Raw genomic sequence first — 15,643 nt, forward strand, 5'->3', positions numbered from 1 at the left:
TGATATTGTGTGGGATATAATAAACGCTGACATTCCTCGCTTAAAGGAGAAAATAAAAGAAATAATTCAAAAGGAAGGATGGAATGATGAGAAAACCAAATAATAGCGGCGTGCGGAACTCTTCGCAACTTCGTTGCTCGCCTTTCGGGTCTGCTAACAGGCGGATATGTGGCTTCGCCTTCGGCTACGCCCAAATTTGCCTACGGCAAACTTCACATATCCCCGAAACGTTAGGCGAAAGGGCAGTAAATATTTTTAAAGGAGAGCATTATTATGACGTCTAAGATAAGCACATTTATACGAACGTTTGAAAGTATAGAATGTCCTATATGTAAAGTAAGAATAAGTGGCAATATAGGAGAACATATAAGGAAAGTCCATGGTGAGAAAGAATTCAAAAAGGCTATTTTAAAGGCCAAGGAAAATGGAATGCCTGACCCAGAAATAGGCGAGGTATTTGGTATAACTTTTAGACAGTTAGAGAAGATAATCACGGAAGCATATGGGATAAATATATCGGTACTTAAAAAACCAAAGAAAATAAAATATTGGTCGCCCAGAAAATTCAAAGAAGAAACCACAACAGTATGGAGTTTTAAACAAAGAGGAGATTGGGCAACGCATGATGGAAGATACAGAGGAAACTGGTCTCCTTACATACCAAGAAATGTAATTTTAAAGTATAGTAAGCCTGGGGATGTTGTTCTTGACTATTTTGTTGGTGGTGGTACTACAGCGATAGAAGCGAAACTATTGGGAAGACGATGCATTGCCAGGGATATAAACCCGGCAGCAATTGGTTTAACAAAAGAAAATTTGAAGTTCATCTCACCCAAAACTCTTCTGGACAATTATGAAATATTTGAACCAAAAGTATCAGTTGGGGATGCAAGGGATCTTTCAAACATACCTGATGAAAGCATTGACCTTATCTGTGCGCATCCTCCTTATGCTGGCATAATAAATTATAGTTCAAAAGTTGAAGGGGACCTTTCAAAGTTAAGTATAGAAGATTTCCTTAAAGAGATGGAAAAAGTTGCCAAAGAAAGTTATAGGGTTCTAAAACCTGGTGGGAAGTGTGCAATTTTAATTGGTGACACAAGAAAGAGAAAACATGTAATTCCTATTGGATTCAAAACTATAAAAGTATTTCTAAATGCAGGTTTCAATCTCAGAGAGTTAGTTATTAAAAGACAACATAACTGCAAGACGACTGGGTTTTGGGAGGTAAATTAAAATGACTTATTTTCTTATTTCAGTGTCTAACAAAACTAACTTGGAGCTTTGCATAAAATATGGACTTGCAGGTTTTACAAATAGCATAAATGGATTTTGGACTTTTGTAGAGATAGAGGAAGGAGATTATGTATCTTTTCTTTATGGAGCAAGGGTTTTTAACCTGTATAGAGTTGTAAAGAAGAGAGCTTTCATGAATGCTGAAACCTTGGGGCCGTGGCCTCCTGTGACCTTCCAAATGTCTGGAAAGACTTATTATTTTCCATTTAGACTGTATTTAGAGCCTGTTCGGAAATTGAGTGAGCCGATGGTTAGACCCGAATTTGCCTATGTGGCTGAGAATTTATTATTAAGGGGTGGTTACAGAAAGACTCACTTTCAAGCTGACCAAGTTACTTTTTATAATGTCTCCCAGATGGGAGAAATCTATGGCGAAAAGGTAGAACCTCTAAATATGGATAATCCGAAAACTTTTATTCCATTATTGACATGGGATAGGAGTAAGGTAAATATTCCAGAAATATTCCATTTTCAGGAGCTTATCCTTCAATCATTAATAAGACATTGTTTATCTAAAAGTGTGTTTCAACATCAATTCCTTCAGGAAATTGGTATAAGAGATTTAATAAATTTTGAAGCGCTTGGCGAAAAGGCACTGCCTAAGGGACATATAGATATTCTCCTGAAAGAAAGAGAACCAGAAGGTAAATGTTGCAAGATAATTATAGAAGTAAAAACTGGTAAGGCATCTAAGAAGGACATTAAACAGCTTAAAGAGTATATGGAAGAAATGAGTGATGAGTGCATAGCAGGAGTAATCATTGCCTCTCAGTTTTCTAAATCAATACTTGAGTATGCAAAAGGCAACGGTATTTCCTGCTTTTCTTATTCATTTGAGGGGTTGAATAAAAATCTAAAATACTCCTTTGGAGATTTGCTTCATAAATTAAGGTTAAACTTCGAAGGAGGGAAAGTACATGAATAAAGAAAAACCGAACACAATAACAATACAGTGTATGTGTGGAGAAACGGTTACATTAGAGCTAGTGGGAGGGCAGTATCAAAATCTTTATCAAGGTGAATGTCAAAAATGCGGTCGCAAATGGTCATTAGAAGAGCAATCTGAATTATTCAGGGAGATAGGGGAAAGATAAAATTCCAAGAGCCTGGAAAGAGAGAAAGAACACCTGCTCATGTTCATCTAATTGTTGAGATGTATGTTAAGTACGCATATAATCCAACTCTAACTTTGAAATTGAGAGATCATATATTGGAAATGTTTAAGCACATAGAACCAATAGACTATTTTCCGCCTAAATTACAATTTTTCAAGCTGGAGCATGTGGAACCGTTCAAAGATTTGGACAGAGTTGGAGAGTTTAGTGTGGAATTTATGCTTGTGGTAACCGAGTTAATGGCTATTCAGGAGAAGACTAATTATCCAAAAGGCTCTCTAACTGAAAGTTTGTATAAAGATTTTGGAGTTAAAGATAGATTTTCAGTTATTCAAAAAGCTGTTTTAAAAAGGTTAAGGTGAATCAAATGATCGCCTCTTTGCCTAACAGCAAACATACAGATACGCTCCGCTCAAATTTCCCTTCGGGAAACTTCGTATGTCCGTAAAACGTTATACATAATTGGCAAGCGAGCAGGGTTTTATCTTTCCGTTGCTTGCAAGACCCTTCCGCACGGGAGGGGCAAGGGGAGGCGGGCGGTTAGATTAATATTCTGAGGACACAGAATATAACGACCCCGTAACAGTTGTAAGGCTGGACAGCTCATAGGGGCTGTGTGAGCCAGCCAGTGGGATAAGGCTCGTAAAGAGCAAACTCCCCACGAAGCTCCTTGCGTAAGCGAGGAGTAGTTCACCCTTCCTTCATGAAAAAGGGAAAACCGTGGGCAGACAACCCACAGCTACAAAAGCCTCGCAGGCAAGACTTGATTCCTCAGCAGCTCATCAAAAGACTCTTTTCGTCTTATGACTTCGGCTTTCCCGGCATTCACGAGAATTTCGGCGCATCTCGGTCTACCGTTGTATTGTGACGACATCGCAAAGCCGTAGGCGCCGGCGTTGAAGATTGCAATGATATCGCCGCGTTTGACTTCGGGGAGGGTGCGGTCTTTTGCGATGATGTCGCCACTCTCGCATATCGGACCGACGACCGTGTACGTTTCGGCAGGGGGCTCGTCCATCTTGTTCGCGACGACGACCTCGTGGTAAGCGTCGTAGAGCACTGGGCGGATCAGCAGATTAAAGCCCGCATCTATGGCGACGAAGCGTCTCGCTGCTTTTTTCACGGCGTTCACCCTCGCGACGAGGATCGTGGTGTTTCCGACGATGTAGCGTCCCGGCTCCAAGATGAGTTTCGGCAGCCGCCGCAGCTTCGCACTTTTGAACGCCGGTAATATCTGCGCTGCGAGGTCTTCGGGCGTCGGTGCGGGCTCGTCTTTTTTGTAGGGGATGCCGAGCCCGCCGCCGAGGTCCACGAACTCGAGCTCGATGCCACGCTCGCTCAGAGCCTCCACGAGCGCAATCATTTTCTCAGTAGTTTCTCTGAAAATGCTGACGTCGAGAATCTGCGAGCCTATGTGACAGTGGATGCCCTTAACTCGGACGCTGCCCGTCGCTTCCAATTTTTTTGCCTCTTTGTAAGCGTCAAGCACCTCCTCGTAGGGAATCCCGAACTTCGACTCTTTGAGCCCTGTTGCGATTTTCGGGTGCGTCTCCGGCGAAATATCCGGGTTCACCCGCATTGCAATCTCCACAGTCTTGCCAAGACTTCTCGCAACTTCAGAAAGCGCATAAAGCTCGTCGAAAGAGTCAACTGAGACCTTAACGCCTGAAAGCGCCGCAAGCTCTAGCTCCTCGTCGCTCTTGGAGTTCCCGTTGAACAAGATTTTGGATGCGGGGATGCCTGCAAGTCTCGCGAGGTAAAGCTCGCCGCCTGAAAAAACGTCAGCGCCAGCGCCTTCTTGGGCGAGTATTCTGAGGACTGCCAGGTTCCAGTTAGCTTTGACCGCGTAGTAAATTTCGGAAGCGACGGACGAAAACGCATCTCTGAACCTCCTAAAGTTCTCTCGCAGCCGCTGCTCGTCCGTGACGTAAAGAGGCGTGCCGAAACGCTCTGCAAGCCCGATGACGTCCACGCCGCCGAATATTAGATGCTTGCCCATGAACTTTTATTCTTGGAAAACCTACTTTTTGCTGACGATAGGTGGTGAGCGAGGCAAGATGGAGCAAAAGTATATACTGCCTGTGATTCCCGGAATAAGTATACAAGTAGTGAACGAGGTTTTAGAGAAGTTTGACGTGCAACTTGTTTATCTCGACGAGGACTACAGGGGCATGGCGTTTAGAGGCACCAAAGAAGAGCTTAAGCGTGTGAAGAGGTTTATCTACGAAAAGCAAAAGGAATACGTTAAGGAGCTTGAGAAGAAATATGGTGTTGGAAAGGACGCAGACAAGAAGTGGCGGGCGTGGGCTGAATACTACGATAAATACGTGCTCGGAAGAAGGCGTTGATGGTCTAATATCGGAAAAATTAATCGCCAACCATGAAATAAGCCATGAAAATCTTCCGTAAAAAAATTCCGCTGAAGGAAGCACTTGCGAAGGTTTTAGAGGGCGTTTCGCCAGTTGACGTTGAGGAAGTGTCGTTCAACGAGGCACTCGGCAGGGTGCTGGCGGCGGACGTGCGTGCAAACCGGGACGTGCCGCCGTTCGACCGGGCTGCAATGGATGGGTATGCGGTGCGTGCTGAGGACACTTTTGGCGCCACGCCTGAGAGCCCGGTGCGGCTACGCTTGAGCAAAAGCGTCCGTGAGGGGGAGTGCGTGCCCGTGCAGACTGGAGAGCCATTGCCCGAGGGCGGTGACGCCGTGCTCATGCTCGAGTTCACGAGACGACTCGGCGACGGGGTGGAGGTGCTGAAGCCAGTGACGCCCGGCAAAAACGTCTCTTTCCGAGGCGAGGACGTGCGTCAGGGCGACGTCGTCTTGCGAGCGGGGCGAAAGCTGCGCCCGCACGACGTCGGCATGCTCGCAGCCATCCGCCAGCGAATCGTTAAGGTCTATAAGAAGCCAAAGGTCGGGATAATCTCCACGGGCGACGAGCTTTTAGACCCGTTGACCGACGAGCCACAGCCGCTGAGGATTTTTGACTCGAACAGCTATATGCTTGCTGCGCTCGTCGAAGAGGCGGGAGGCACACCATTGGGGCTTGGCATCGTGAGGGACGAGGCTGGGAGCGAGGGGCTAAAAAATGCGATTTTGGAGGGCTTAGCCAAAAGCGACGTGCTGTTAGTGAGCGGCGGGAGCTCCGTTGGCGAGCGAGATTTCCTTGCTGATGCTCTCACGAGGCTCGGAGAATTGCTGTTCCATGGTGTCGCTCTGCGACCCGGCGAGCCTGCGGGCTTCGCTCTCGTCGGTGTCATAAGGAAGCCAGTTTTCATGCTCCCGGGCTTTCCTGTGGCGACGGTTGCCGCCTTTGAGATGCTCGTGCGACCGGCGCTCCAGAAGATGCAAGGCATGCCGCCTGTAGAGCGCAAGAGTGTGCTTGCAAGGGCGAAGAGGAAAATCCCTTCAGAGCTGGGGAGAACCGACTTCGTGAGGGTTAAGCTTGAGTTCGAGGCAGCTGGGGTGTATGCGGTTCCGATACGCACGAGCGGGGCGGGTGTGCTCTCTTCGATGACGAGAGCTGATGGCTTCGTGCTCGTCCATGAGGAGAAAGAGGGCATCGAAAAAGAGGAGCTGGTGAAGGTCTTTCTGGTTTAAACTCCAAAATAAATTTAGAGCCAGACGTTATAGAGTTCGAGAATCCCGTCCCGATTCAAAGCAGAGTTATTAAAACAATTTAACATTGAAACGTCAGGCAGAGGATAGTCATAGCAAAAGCGATTGAATGCTCAATTAAACCCCAAGATGCTTTTAAAAAGTTTGAATGTCATAGTGGTCTAACATACTTTTTGTAATAAGTTTATTACCAAGAATCGATGAAGCAGGGGCGATGTAGCTTACCCATTTTTACACAAGTCGCATTCGTTTATTTCGGACCGGAGTAGAGAGTTTGACATCCTGTCCTTTACTTTCATACAAATACTACAAATCTTTAAGACGATTTCGTGTTCGCTCAGTGACTTTTCAACAATGTGTTCAGCGAGCTCTTTTATGTCGTTGCTAATATCTTCACCGAGTTCCATATATCTTCCACGTTTGCCTCTTGCGTATTGCGAAATTGCAGCTTGTGTCACGCCGAGCTTTCTTGAGATTTCCTTTTGTGAGATACCAAGCTCAAGAAGGCTCTTCGCAAGCTCAGCCCGTATTTTCGGAAGCACATACCAGACCACAGTTTCGCAAGGCAACTTCATTTTTCACCCCTATGTTTTTATACGACATAAACTTTAATATAACGATAGTTAAGCTGGGGTGCTGATGTATCTCGTGAGGTATTCCGAGGTCTTTCTGAAGTCCGAGCCTGTGCGGCGGCATTGGGAGTCGGCTCTCGTCAAAAACATAAAAAGAGCGGTGGGCGATTGCAAGATACGAACAGATAGGGGCAGAATATGGGTGGAGGGCGTTATAAATCCTGAAAAATTGAAAAAAGTATTTGGTGTAGTTTCGTTTTCAGAATGCGAGCATTGCAAGCTCGATGAGCTTGAGAAGCTCGTTATAGAGTTCTGCAAAAAGGCTAAAATCGAGCATGCGAGGACGTTTGCGGTTCGTGTCAAAAGGGTGGGGACTCATGACTTCACGTCGCAGCAAAAGGCGGCGGAGCTTGGTGCGCTGATTCTAAAAGAGTTTCCGCGCCTGAAGGTAGATTTAAAGAAGCCGGAGAAGGAGATATTTGTTGAAATCAGGGACGATGATTGTTATATTTTCGATAAGGTGATACAAGGCGTCGGCGGGATACCGTTAGGAGCCCAGGGGCGGCTTGTTGCTCTTTTCTCCGGCGGCATAGACTCGCCGGTGGCGGCGTGGCTGATGATGAAGCGTGGCTGTGAGATAATCCCGGTGTATCTTGACAACTCCCCCTTCACCGACCACACGACCCTTAAAAGAGTGGAGAGTGTTGCAGAGGTGTTAAGAGGGTATCAGCCGGATTTTGAGCTGAGAGTGATTCCGCATGGTGATTTTCTGCTGAGAGCGAAGGAAGTTTTAAGTCGGAGGAAAATGGAGAACTACACATGCATTTTGTGTAAGCGTCAGATGTATCGGACGGCGGAGGCGGTTGCGAGGGAAGAGGGTGCAAAAGGTGTGGTTACAGGAGAATCGCTGGGGCAAGTGGCGTCACAGACGCTTGAAAACTTGCTTGTGTTGGATGAAGCTTGCTCGCTTCCGGTTTACCGCCCTCTGATAGGCTTTGACAAACTCGAGACCGAAAGGATCGCAAGAGAGATCGGAACTTATGAGAGATCGATCCTTCCTGCGAAGAGTTGCGAAGCGGTGCCTAAAAAGCCGACGACCAAAGCAAAGCTCGAAAAGGTCTTGGAAGTGGAAGCTGAGCTTGGCGAGGAATATGGATGTTAAGAGGATACGAGCGGACTTTCCGATTTTGAATGAAGTGACGTACATGGACAGCGCATCTACAAGCCTGACGCCAGAGCCCGTACTAAAGGAGGTTTTGTCGTACTACAGAGAGTTTAATGCAAACGTCGGCAGGGGCGTCCACAGACTCTCACAGGTCGCCTCACAGAAGTATGAGGAAGTCCGTAAGAAGGTTGCTGCTTTCATAGGCGCAAAAGAGACCGAGATAATATTCACGAAGAACGCCACTGAAGCCATAAACATAGTAGCGTCCGGGCTGCGCTGGAAGAGAGGGGACAAGATAGTGACGTCGTCGCTCGAACACCATTCAAATTTTCTCCCTTGGATGCAGCTGAGGCGTGTAGGCGTAAAAGTGGAGGTCGTGCGTCCGCGGAACGGCGTTCTCCACGCGGAGGATTTTGAGAGCGTTGTGGACAAGAGAACAAAGCTCGTAGCTTTGACGCATGCCTCGAACGTTCTCGGTACACTCTCGCCTGTCGAGGAAATAGCAAGGATTTGTGAGGAGAGGGGAGCGCTTCTGCTAATAGACGGCTCGCAGTCGGCTCCTCACATGCCTATAGATGTAAGGAAGCTCGGCTGTGACTTCCTTGCGTTCTCAGGGCACAAAATGCTCGGTCCTAAAGGGACTGGCGTGCTTTTTATGAGGGAACAACTTTTGGATGAGGTAGAGCCGCTGCTCGTTGGCGGAGGGATAGTTGAAGAGGTTTCCCTAAACGATTTCAGGTTAGTAAAGGGCTGTGCGAAGTTTGAAGCCGGCACACCGAACGTCGCCGGCGTGATAGGCCTAGAGAGCGCCGTGAGTTATTTACGTGCAGTGGGAATGGAAAAGATAAGGAGGCATGAAGCGAGGCTGACGGAGAAGATACTTGACGGCTTATCGAGCATTGAGGGCGTGGAAGTCTATGCTTTAAGTGCGCCTCAGGAGCAAAGGATAGGAGTGGTTTCGTTTAACGTTAAGGACCTAAATCCGCACGACGTGGCGCTCATTCTGAGCGAGGCGAACATCATGGTCAGGTCCGGGCACCACTGCTGCATGCCCCTGATGAAAGAGCTGGGCGTAGACGGAACTGTGAGAGCCTCCTTATATCTTTACAACACTGAAGAAGAAGTTGAGAGTTTTTTAGAGGTCGTTGAAGGGATTGCGAGGTCGTTCTGAATGTACAGAGAATACAAATGCCTAAGGATATCCGAGGCGGCTGAAGCTATAGACGAGCCTGTAGTCATCGAGGAGCCTCTTTCGCTCTACGTGAACGGGAGGTTGTTCACGACGACGATGCTGAGCCCGCAGATGAAGGAGGAGTTCGTGGTCGGGCATCTGCTCACGGAAGGGATCATAAGGACGCTTGATGAGATAGAGTCGCTAGAAATTCAAGGAAACGTAGCGAGAGTGGTTACGAAGACGCCGAAGGTGCTCGTCCGGAGGTTCGTGGTGAGCGGGTGCGGCGGCGCGTCCTCCTTCCTCGACGAGGCAAAGCTCCCTAAGGTCGAGTCTGAGCTCAAAGTCGGCAAGGGAGCCATATTCAAGGGTGTATCCTCAGTGACCTCCTCAGAACTGCACAGGGTTACTGGAGGCATACACTCGTGTGGCTTGTTCGATGAAGAAGGAGCAGCAATATGCATAACGCAGGACATAGGGAGGCATAACGCCCTTGATAAGGTCGTAGGGCACGCACTTTTGAAAAAGCACGATTTAAGCAGGTGCTTCGTGGCAAGCACCGGCAGGATATCCTCGGAAATGGTTCTGAAGTGCGTGTTTGTGCGCGTTCCGATAATAGCATCGAGAGGCGCCACCACGAGCTTGGCAATCGAAATTGCGCGGAAATCAGGGGTCACGATCGTAGGGTTCGCGCGAGGAGGGAGAATGACAGTGTATTCGCATGAGGGAAGGCTGCTCTGAGAGCACCGCTTTTGAATTCCAGTATGAACTGCGCCGTCAGGCTCCTGATTGCTCAATGAGCTCCTTAAACTGAGAGGAACCCCTTTGCCACCGGGGTAAAATTATCTATTACGAGAAGTCCTTTTTCGCTTATTTCACTTTTCTCCCACTCGAGAACGGGCTTCATCGATATTATTGTGAAAATCTCCGGGTCGAACAACGCCTTACAAGGTAAGAGCTGCTCTTTAATCACCTCGCCGCCATGCCACCCCCCAATCAGGATACAAACTTCTGAGCATCAACTGAGCTGTCATGCTTGCCCCTTGATATCAATATGTTAGGTCTCTTCCACGCTACCTTCCTTTCGAAAAGTGGGACACGGGGTCTTTTGTAGCTTGGAGGAGCCTTCTTGATCCCTTGGAGCTCAAACCAGCAGGTCCAATAATCTCCTTGATCTTCAATGAACACGCTCGCCGGACATTTGGTCCCTTGCTCGATGAGCCGGCTCTCTCCCACCCTGGCAATCCTCAGCGCCTCATGGACCTCCCTTAATGTCCATAATTGGTGCAGCAATCTGGAGGTCTGCTCAAGCTACTCACCCTCTTGGGCCAATTACAAAGGTTGATTGCGAGCCCCTACTTCAGATCTTCGAGGTAATCCCTAATCCTTTCAGACGTGCGTATAAATCCTCATCTTCTCTCTGAAGCTGTTAATCTCATCGCTCATCAGCCTGTAAGATGCCAAAATTTCCCTGACGTGCTCCTTACCACTCCTATCCCTTCCCTTTAAGAGCTCAAAGGGGAGGGGACTTGCTTACCATGACTCCCGTTGTTCGTGAATCTGAACTCATACATTCCCCTCGGATCACTTTCCGTTGGAACGTCATAGATCACCTTCAGCGTCTTCCTATCTCCCACTCTTGCCTCCCTCAAGGCGTATTTGCTTATGTGCAGCAGGACTCCGCTCTCCAGGTACGTAGTGGAAGGTTTCTCCCATCGTCCTCGCCTTGGCTCGTCGATTATTCTTACCATCATGGACGCTGGACGCCAAGTGCAATTTGTTACAGCACGCCAGATGAGCCTTACGCCCGGCGCTCGCAACTGACGCGTGAGGCTGCGGCCCCCCCTTCCATTATGCCGGAGCGCCTCCGCGGGCCGACCGCAACCTTTATATACTCTTACTTAACAATTGTTATACAAGCCGGGGTGGCGGAGTGGCACGCGGGGAACTGCAGGTCCCTTTACCCCGGTTCGAATCCGGGCCCCGGCTTCACACAGGAGGGCTACCGATGAAGGACGCCAACTTGGAAATTGCGACCTCAAAGGCAATCTTGGAACGTTATACCGAGGACCTGCTGCGCTCCTTAGACGTAGATGTCGCAATAGTGGGCGCCGGTCCTTCCGGAATGACTGCCGCCTACTTCTTTGCGAAAGGCGGAGCAAAGACTGTCGTGTTCGAGCGGGGGCTCAGCGTCGGCGGCGGCATGATGTTCTCGAGAATAGCCGTCGAGGAGGAGGCGAGAGGGATTTTCGAGGAGTTTGGCATCACGCTGCGTCGGCACGGCGACCTCTACGTCGCAGACTCCGTCGAAGCGGTATCGGCGATCTGTCTGAACACCGTGAAGGCGGGCGCTAAGATCTTCAACCTGATAAGTGTCGAGGACGTGATGGTTCGCGACGGGCGTGTCCGCGGCTTAGTCATAAATTGGAGCGCCGTTCACCTCTCAAACTTGCACGTCGACCCTCTGACCGTGAGGGCGGCGCTCGTCATAGATGCGACGGGACACGACGCCGAGGTGTGTAAAATCGTGACGAAGAAAATCGGTAAGAAGCTTGCGACCGAGGGCGGCGATGTCGTAGGCGAGAAGCCAATGTGGGCGGAGCTCGGCGAGAAAGAGATCGTTAAGAACACGCAGGAGATCTACCCCGGCTTGGTCGTTGCAGGCATGGCGGCGAACGCCGTCGCCGGCGCCCACCGCATGGGCGCCGTCTTCGGCGGCATGCTCCTCTCCGGGAAGAAGGCGGCGGAAGTCGCGCTGGAAATGCTGAGGAGGGAAGGGAGTGCTTGAGGTGAGAGAGCTTTGGGTGCGGGTTCGCGGGAAAGAAGTTCTAAGGGGTGTGAATTTGAGCATAGGAGAGGAGGAAATGCACGTCCTCCTCATGGGACCAATGCGTGCGGGAAGACGTCATTAGCGTTGACGATCATGGGCTACCCCTCGTATGAAGTGGTGAGGGGCTCCATAACTTTTGAGGGACAGGAGATCACCTCAAAACCCATACACGAGCGTGCGAAGCTCGGGATCGCACTTGCGCACCAGAGTCCTCCTGAGGTCAGGGGCGTCAAGCTCAGGGATTTAATAAGAGTCATTGTAGGGGAAGCTCCTTGGAACCCTCTTTTGGAGGTTGAGGAGAGCGGGCGAGAAAATACGTGGAGCGGGTCGGCTTGGACGCTTCACTCCTGTCGAGAGATCTAAACGTCGGGTTTTCGGGCGGGGAGCGGAAGCGCTCGGAGCTCGCCCAAGTGTTCGCCATGCGTCCAAAGCTCATGATGCTCGACGAGCCGGACAGCGGCGTGGACATAGACTCGCTAAAACTTATCGGCGAGGAGCTGCGCAGAGCCATCGAGGAGCTGAGGTGTTCCACGCTCATAATAACGCATCATGGCTACATCCTGCAGTACCTGGACGTGGACGTAGCGCACGTGATGTATGAGGGTCGCATAGTCGCTCGCGGCGCGCCCGAGGAACTCGTCCCGAGAGTGGAGCGCGAAGGCTATGAGGCGTTCGTGCGGACTCTGAGGCGATACACATGACGCTCGACGCCGAAAGACTTAAAATAATAAAGGAACTCAAAGATTTTTTTGAAGAGTACGATCGAGAACTGCCGGAGTGGCTTCGCGAACAGAGGGCGCAAGCCCGAAGGATTTTCTTCGAATACGAAGAGCGGGGGTTTCCTGCCGGGAGACATGGCATGGACTTCGATTTGCTCGCTTATAGACCCGACATTGCGCGAAAGCACAAGCCCCGGAAGAGCTTGGTGGAGCTCGACGACGAGATGAAGAAAATTGCCGAAAGCGCCGGTCAGAGGATAGATGAAAGGGGGCGTGCCGGCACGAAGCTTCAGGAGGACGCCGACACCACGTATCTCGCATTCACGGAAGAGGGACAAAAACTCCTCGAAAAGTTCCCAAACGGAGTCGTCGTGGAGGACATCGAGCACGCCGTCCACAAATACCCATGGATAGAAAAGCTTTTCGGACGCATACTCCCGATGAACCTCGACAAGTACACAGCTTACAATGCGGGGCACAGCATTGGCGGCGTGTTCGTCTGGGTCAAGCGGGGCATACGGCTCGACCTGCCGCTCCAAGCCTGCTTCTTCGTCGAAACGCTGGATTATGCGCAGCTGCCACGCATTCTCGTCGTCGCCGAGCCCTACTCAAAGTTACACTTGATCTCAGGGTGCGTGACTCAACCCGCCTGCGACATCGGCTTGCACGGGTGCATCACCGAGATCTACGTAGGGAGGGGCGCCGAGGTAACTTACAGCATGATTCACAACTTCAGAGAACGCTTCCACGTAAGACCGAGAATCGGAGCCATCGTTGACGAAGGTGCTACCTACATCGAGAACTTTATCGTCATCGGGCCCTGCAAGAGCGACCAAGCTTACCCGACGGCAATCCTTAGAGGGAAGAATGCGAGGGCGGTCATAAGGACGATAGTTCTCGGCGTAGAGTCCTCAAACATAGATGTGGGCTCCGCTTTGATATTCTCAGAGGAGGGGACGAGAGGCGAGCTCGTATCAAGGGCGGTAGCCACCGGCGAGTCGAAAATAACGATGCGAGGCACGCTCAAAGGTTACGCCCACCCATGCAAGGGTCATCTGGAATGCAGGGGCTTGATCCTTGAAGAGACCGCGAGAGCGTGGGCGTACCCGCAGCTCAGGAGCGCGACGCCTGACGCAAACCTGACGCACGAAGCCGCCATTGGGCGAATCGCTGAGGAGCAACTGCATTATATGATGAGCAGGGGGCTCGACGAGTCCACCGCGACCTCGATGATAGCCCGTGGCTTCTTGGACGTCGAAACTGAGGGCTTCCCACCGCTGCTCCGCGAGGAGATAAACCGGGTAATTGCGATGAGCTTGGAGAGGGTGTTGTGGTCTTAGGAGGAGCGAAAGTGGTCGAAGTTATAGTTGTCCGGAAGTCTCCTGAGGCGCCGAAGAAGATTCCAAGGGTGAATGACGAGCTTTGCATAGGCTGCGGCGTGTGCGTCAAGGTCTGTCCGATAGAGGGGCTGAACGAGCTCGTCAGGGAGGAGGTGCTCGGCGGCGTCTTTTCGATGAAAGCCGAGGTTAGAGGGTCTGAGGACACGAAGGTGTCCCTGGGTGAGGCTGTCGTGTCGTTAGGCGAGTTTTGCGCACGCTGCCGGAAGTGTGTGGAGGAGTGCCCTTCAGGAGCGCGGGTGTTTTGAAGAGTGCACTCGCGCTTTAAACGCTACGGGGCGTTCGGCACGCATCGCCTCCTACTGGAGTCAACCGCTGTTCCGGAACGTCGCTCTTAGTGCGGAGGGCGAAATTAAAGAATAGGTAGAGCGAACACTTGAGAAGGATGAACGAGTTTGCAAGCGTGCTGGTGAGCGTGCTCTTACGGACGTGGGAATTCACGGAGGAAGCAGCGCCGTGGCTACTGTTGGGTTTCTTGTTCGCCGGCATCCTAAAAGCGTTCGTCCCGTCGGAGCTGTTGCTTAAATACCTCGGCACCGGAAGGCTACGCTCGATTTTCATCGCAACGTTCGTCGGGATTCCATTGCCGCTGTGCTCGTGCGGCGTGATCCCCACCGGTCTGAGCTTATACGAGCGGGGAGCGTCCAAAGCGTCGACGCTCGCATTTTTCATTGCGACGCCTGCGACGACGGTCACAGCCCTGTTCCTCACCTTTGGAATGCTTGGCTGGCGGTTTGCCATCGCCGAAATAACTGCGAGCTTCGCCGTCGCCATCGCCACGGGCACTCTTGCGGGGTTCGTCTCGAAAGAGAGGGGGGTTCTTGAAGCAGACGGAGGCGACGCCGCTCGTGACATCAATGTTGAAACCCACGTTGGCAGGATTGAGACCGTCCTCCGTTACGGCTTCGTGGACATGGTGGGCGATGTCGGCTTGTACATCCTCGCGGGCTTGTTCGGCGCCGGCATGATTGCGGCGCTCGTGCCTTCCAGCGCTATCGAGAGATACTTTGGTGGCGCCCTCTCGCCAATAATCATGGTGCTACTGACGACGCCGATGTACATATGTTCGACCGCCTCCGTTCCTTTCGTCGCCTCGCTCATCGAGAAGGGCATGCTCCCCTGTGCCGGGCTTGTCGTGCTGATCGCAGGACCTGCAACGAACCTCTCCACGATGTTCGCCGTCGGGAAGGTCATGGGGAAGAAAACCGCCGTGCTCTACGTCGCTTCGATAGTATTCACGACGGTGTTGATATCCTACGGATTCCATCTGGTGGGCTTCCTGTGATGGCTATGATAAAGACTATATGCGCACTGGTGCTGTTGGGATTGATTCTGCATGTGGAGGTGAGGAAATTGCTGAAGAGGAAGAAGGAGAAGTGCGCGACGTGTGGAAGGGTGATAGTGGAGAGACCTGTCAAGATCGTTGCGGAGGGGGAGGAGCTAACATTCTGCTGCGAGCATTGCGCTGCCGCCTACCGCGGACGTGCGACGCATTCGCACCGTGAGCATTAGCAGGTGGTGGGCGTGCCGAGAATGCTTACCGGGAAGGACGCAGCACTGCTAAAGAAACTCGCTCCGGAGTTCAACTACGGGTCTTCTCAAATACCATTCAGGTCCGTGCTGCCGCCACTCTCCAATCATTTCTCTGAAGATGTCAAAGACTTTGAAAATAGGCTACGAAGGCTGTCTGATGAAGAACTCGCCTATCTTGCGGATTTGGTGATGAAGGGTTTAGAAAGTTTGACATGCGTGCCTCCCGAGC

At 50.8% G+C, this 15,643-nt stretch carries 21 protein-coding genes and 1 tRNA gene; 18 read left to right on the forward strand and 4 right to left on the reverse strand.

The window, feature by feature from the left end:
- The first annotated feature begins 273 nt into the window (after positions 1–273).
- From ACXJJA_RS08855 to ACXJJA_RS08865, 3 genes are all read left to right on the forward strand, one after another.
- Positions 274–1,236: a DNA methyltransferase gene (locus tag ACXJJA_RS08855; RefSeq protein WP_456487856.1), complete on the forward strand. Its 963-nt coding sequence runs from the start codon at positions 274–276 to the stop codon at positions 1,234–1,236.
- Between the two features lie 40 nt (positions 1,237–1,276).
- Entirely contained in the window at positions 1,277–2,221 is a 945-nt protein-coding gene (locus ACXJJA_RS08860; protein ID WP_456487857.1) for an endonuclease NucS domain-containing protein, read from the forward strand.
- A 291-nt stretch (positions 2,222–2,512) separates the two neighbouring features.
- Complete coding sequence (locus ACXJJA_RS08865) at positions 2,513–2,773, forward strand: hypothetical protein (protein ID WP_456487858.1); 261 nt, start codon at positions 2,513–2,515, stop codon at positions 2,771–2,773.
- 377 nt (positions 2,774–3,150) lie between these two features.
- Here the strand turns inward: ACXJJA_RS08865 and lysA are convergent, their stop codons facing one another.
- A complete protein-coding gene (lysA, locus tag ACXJJA_RS08870) occupies positions 3,151–4,410 on the reverse strand; it encodes a diaminopimelate decarboxylase (RefSeq protein ID WP_456487859.1) in 1,260 nt (419 codons plus the stop codon).
- Here lysA and ACXJJA_RS08875 point away from each other — a divergent pair.
- Both ACXJJA_RS08875 and ACXJJA_RS08880 read left to right on the forward strand, forming a co-directional pair.
- Positions 4,409–4,759, forward strand: a complete 351-nt coding sequence (locus tag ACXJJA_RS08875) for a hypothetical protein (RefSeq protein WP_456487860.1) — start codon at positions 4,409–4,411, stop codon at positions 4,757–4,759. The two genes, lysA and ACXJJA_RS08875, sit on opposite strands and share 2 nt — an antisense overlap.
- A gap of 44 nt (positions 4,760–4,803) precedes the next feature.
- Positions 4,804–6,009: a molybdopterin molybdotransferase MoeA gene (locus tag ACXJJA_RS08880; protein WP_456487861.1), complete on the forward strand. Its 1,206-nt coding sequence runs from the start codon at positions 4,804–4,806 to the stop codon at positions 6,007–6,009.
- 239 nt (positions 6,010–6,248) lie between these two features.
- On the opposite strand, the gene ACXJJA_RS08885 is transcribed toward ACXJJA_RS08880, so the two are convergent.
- Complete coding sequence (locus ACXJJA_RS08885) at positions 6,249–6,602, reverse strand: transcriptional regulator (protein WP_456487862.1); 354 nt, start codon at positions 6,600–6,602, stop codon at positions 6,249–6,251.
- Between the two features lie 64 nt (positions 6,603–6,666).
- Between ACXJJA_RS08885 and thiI the strand changes: the two genes are divergently transcribed.
- The 3 genes from thiI to fdhD are packed head-to-tail and all read left to right on the forward strand — an operon-like array spanning position 6,667 to position 9,676.
- Complete coding sequence (thiI, locus tag ACXJJA_RS08890; protein ID WP_456487863.1) at positions 6,667–7,761, forward strand: tRNA uracil 4-sulfurtransferase ThiI; 1,095 nt, start codon at positions 6,667–6,669, stop codon at positions 7,759–7,761.
- A complete protein-coding gene (locus ACXJJA_RS08895; protein WP_456487864.1) occupies positions 7,739–8,935 on the forward strand; it encodes an aminotransferase class V-fold PLP-dependent enzyme in 1,197 nt (398 codons plus the stop codon). Before thiI ends, ACXJJA_RS08895 begins: the two co-directional genes overlap by 23 nt.
- Positions 8,936–9,676 carry a formate dehydrogenase accessory sulfurtransferase FdhD gene (gene fdhD, locus ACXJJA_RS08900; RefSeq protein WP_456487865.1) on the forward strand — a complete coding sequence of 247 codons (741 nt, stop codon included), beginning with the start codon at positions 8,936–8,938 and terminating at the stop codon, positions 9,674–9,676. It abuts the gene before it with no gap.
- A 64-nt stretch (positions 9,677–9,740) separates the two neighbouring features.
- Here the strand turns inward: fdhD and ACXJJA_RS08905 are convergent, their stop codons facing one another.
- Positions 9,741–9,908, reverse strand: coding sequence for a hypothetical protein (locus ACXJJA_RS08905; RefSeq protein ID WP_456487866.1), 168 nt, complete (start codon positions 9,906–9,908; stop codon positions 9,741–9,743).
- 532 nt (positions 9,909–10,440) lie between these two features.
- Positions 10,441–10,689 carry a hypothetical protein gene (locus tag ACXJJA_RS08910; RefSeq protein WP_456487867.1) on the reverse strand — a complete coding sequence of 83 codons (249 nt, stop codon included), beginning with the start codon at positions 10,687–10,689 and terminating at the stop codon, positions 10,441–10,443.
- Between the two features lie 165 nt (positions 10,690–10,854).
- Here ACXJJA_RS08910 and ACXJJA_RS08915 point away from each other — a divergent pair.
- The 10 genes from ACXJJA_RS08915 to ACXJJA_RS08960 all read left to right on the forward strand — a co-directional run.
- Positions 10,855–10,924 (forward strand) — tRNA-Cys (locus ACXJJA_RS08915).
- Between the two features lie 19 nt (positions 10,925–10,943).
- Positions 10,944–11,723, forward strand: a complete 780-nt coding sequence (locus ACXJJA_RS08920; protein WP_456487868.1) for a sulfide-dependent adenosine diphosphate thiazole synthase — start codon at positions 10,944–10,946, stop codon at positions 11,721–11,723.
- Positions 11,716–11,847: a hypothetical protein gene (locus ACXJJA_RS08925; RefSeq protein WP_456487869.1), complete on the forward strand. Its 132-nt coding sequence runs from the start codon at positions 11,716–11,718 to the stop codon at positions 11,845–11,847. The genes ACXJJA_RS08920 and ACXJJA_RS08925 overlap by 8 nt, the downstream gene beginning before the upstream one ends.
- Before the next feature lie 35 nt (positions 11,848–11,882).
- A complete protein-coding gene (locus ACXJJA_RS08930; RefSeq protein WP_456487870.1) occupies positions 11,883–12,128 on the forward strand; it encodes a P-loop NTPase family protein in 246 nt (81 codons plus the stop codon).
- Entirely contained in the window at positions 12,083–12,466 is a 384-nt protein-coding gene (locus tag ACXJJA_RS08935; protein ID WP_456487871.1) for an ATP-binding cassette domain-containing protein, read from the forward strand. Before ACXJJA_RS08930 ends, ACXJJA_RS08935 begins: the two co-directional genes overlap by 46 nt.
- Positions 12,463–13,824 carry a SufB/SufD family protein gene (locus tag ACXJJA_RS08940; RefSeq protein ID WP_456487872.1) on the forward strand — a complete coding sequence of 454 codons (1,362 nt, stop codon included), beginning with the start codon at positions 12,463–12,465 and terminating at the stop codon, positions 13,822–13,824. The genes ACXJJA_RS08935 and ACXJJA_RS08940 overlap by 4 nt, the downstream gene beginning before the upstream one ends.
- An 11-nt stretch (positions 13,825–13,835) precedes the next feature.
- Complete coding sequence (locus ACXJJA_RS08945) at positions 13,836–14,129, forward strand: 4Fe-4S binding protein (RefSeq protein ID WP_456487873.1); 294 nt, start codon at positions 13,836–13,838, stop codon at positions 14,127–14,129.
- 137 nt (positions 14,130–14,266) lie between these two features.
- Positions 14,267–15,166 carry a permease gene (locus ACXJJA_RS08950; protein ID WP_456487874.1) on the forward strand — a complete coding sequence of 300 codons (900 nt, stop codon included), beginning with the start codon at positions 14,267–14,269 and terminating at the stop codon, positions 15,164–15,166.
- On the forward strand, positions 15,163–15,393 hold the full coding sequence (locus ACXJJA_RS08955; RefSeq protein ID WP_456487875.1) for a hypothetical protein: 231 nt from the start codon (positions 15,163–15,165) through the stop codon (positions 15,391–15,393). Before ACXJJA_RS08950 ends, ACXJJA_RS08955 begins: the two co-directional genes overlap by 4 nt.
- Positions 15,394–15,405: 12 nt before the next feature.
- Positions 15,406–15,643: hypothetical protein (locus ACXJJA_RS08960; protein WP_456487876.1), on the forward strand; the 238-nt coding region annotated here is incomplete at its 3' end.

This window comes from Candidatus Alkanophaga liquidiphilum, assembly GCF_053996935.1.

Bases quoted from the DNA above. Each gene is read 5' to 3' on its own strand.
- fdhD (WP_456487865.1), top strand. From the start codon at position 8,936: ATGTACAGAGAATACAAATGCCTAAGGATATCCGAGGCGGCTGAAGCT.
- ACXJJA_RS08920 (WP_456487868.1), top strand. From the start codon at position 10,944: ATGAAGGACGCCAACTTGGAAATTGCGACCTCAAAGGCAATCTTGGAA.
- ACXJJA_RS08855 (WP_456487856.1), top strand. From the start codon at position 274: ATGACGTCTAAGATAAGCACATTTATACGAACGTTTGAAAGTATAGAA.
- ACXJJA_RS08875 (WP_456487860.1), top strand. From the start codon at position 4,409: ATGAACTTTTATTCTTGGAAAACCTACTTTTTGCTGACGATAGGTGGT.
- ACXJJA_RS08880 (WP_456487861.1), top strand. From the start codon at position 4,804: ATGAAAATCTTCCGTAAAAAAATTCCGCTGAAGGAAGCACTTGCGAAG.
- lysA (WP_456487859.1), bottom strand. From the start codon at position 4,410: ATGGGCAAGCATCTAATATTCGGCGGCGTGGACGTCATCGGGCTTGCA.
- thiI (WP_456487863.1), top strand. From the start codon at position 6,667: ATGTATCTCGTGAGGTATTCCGAGGTCTTTCTGAAGTCCGAGCCTGTG.
- ACXJJA_RS08865 (WP_456487858.1), top strand. From the start codon at position 2,513: ATGTTTAAGCACATAGAACCAATAGACTATTTTCCGCCTAAATTACAA.
- ACXJJA_RS08950 (WP_456487874.1), top strand. From the start codon at position 14,267: ATGAACGAGTTTGCAAGCGTGCTGGTGAGCGTGCTCTTACGGACGTGG.
- ACXJJA_RS08885 (WP_456487862.1), bottom strand. From the start codon at position 6,602: ATGAAGTTGCCTTGCGAAACTGTGGTCTGGTATGTGCTTCCGAAAATA.
- ACXJJA_RS08910 (WP_456487867.1), bottom strand. From the start codon at position 10,689: ATGATGGTAAGAATAATCGACGAGCCAAGGCGAGGACGATGGGAGAAA.
- ACXJJA_RS08940 (WP_456487872.1), top strand. From the start codon at position 12,463: ATGACGCTCGACGCCGAAAGACTTAAAATAATAAAGGAACTCAAAGAT.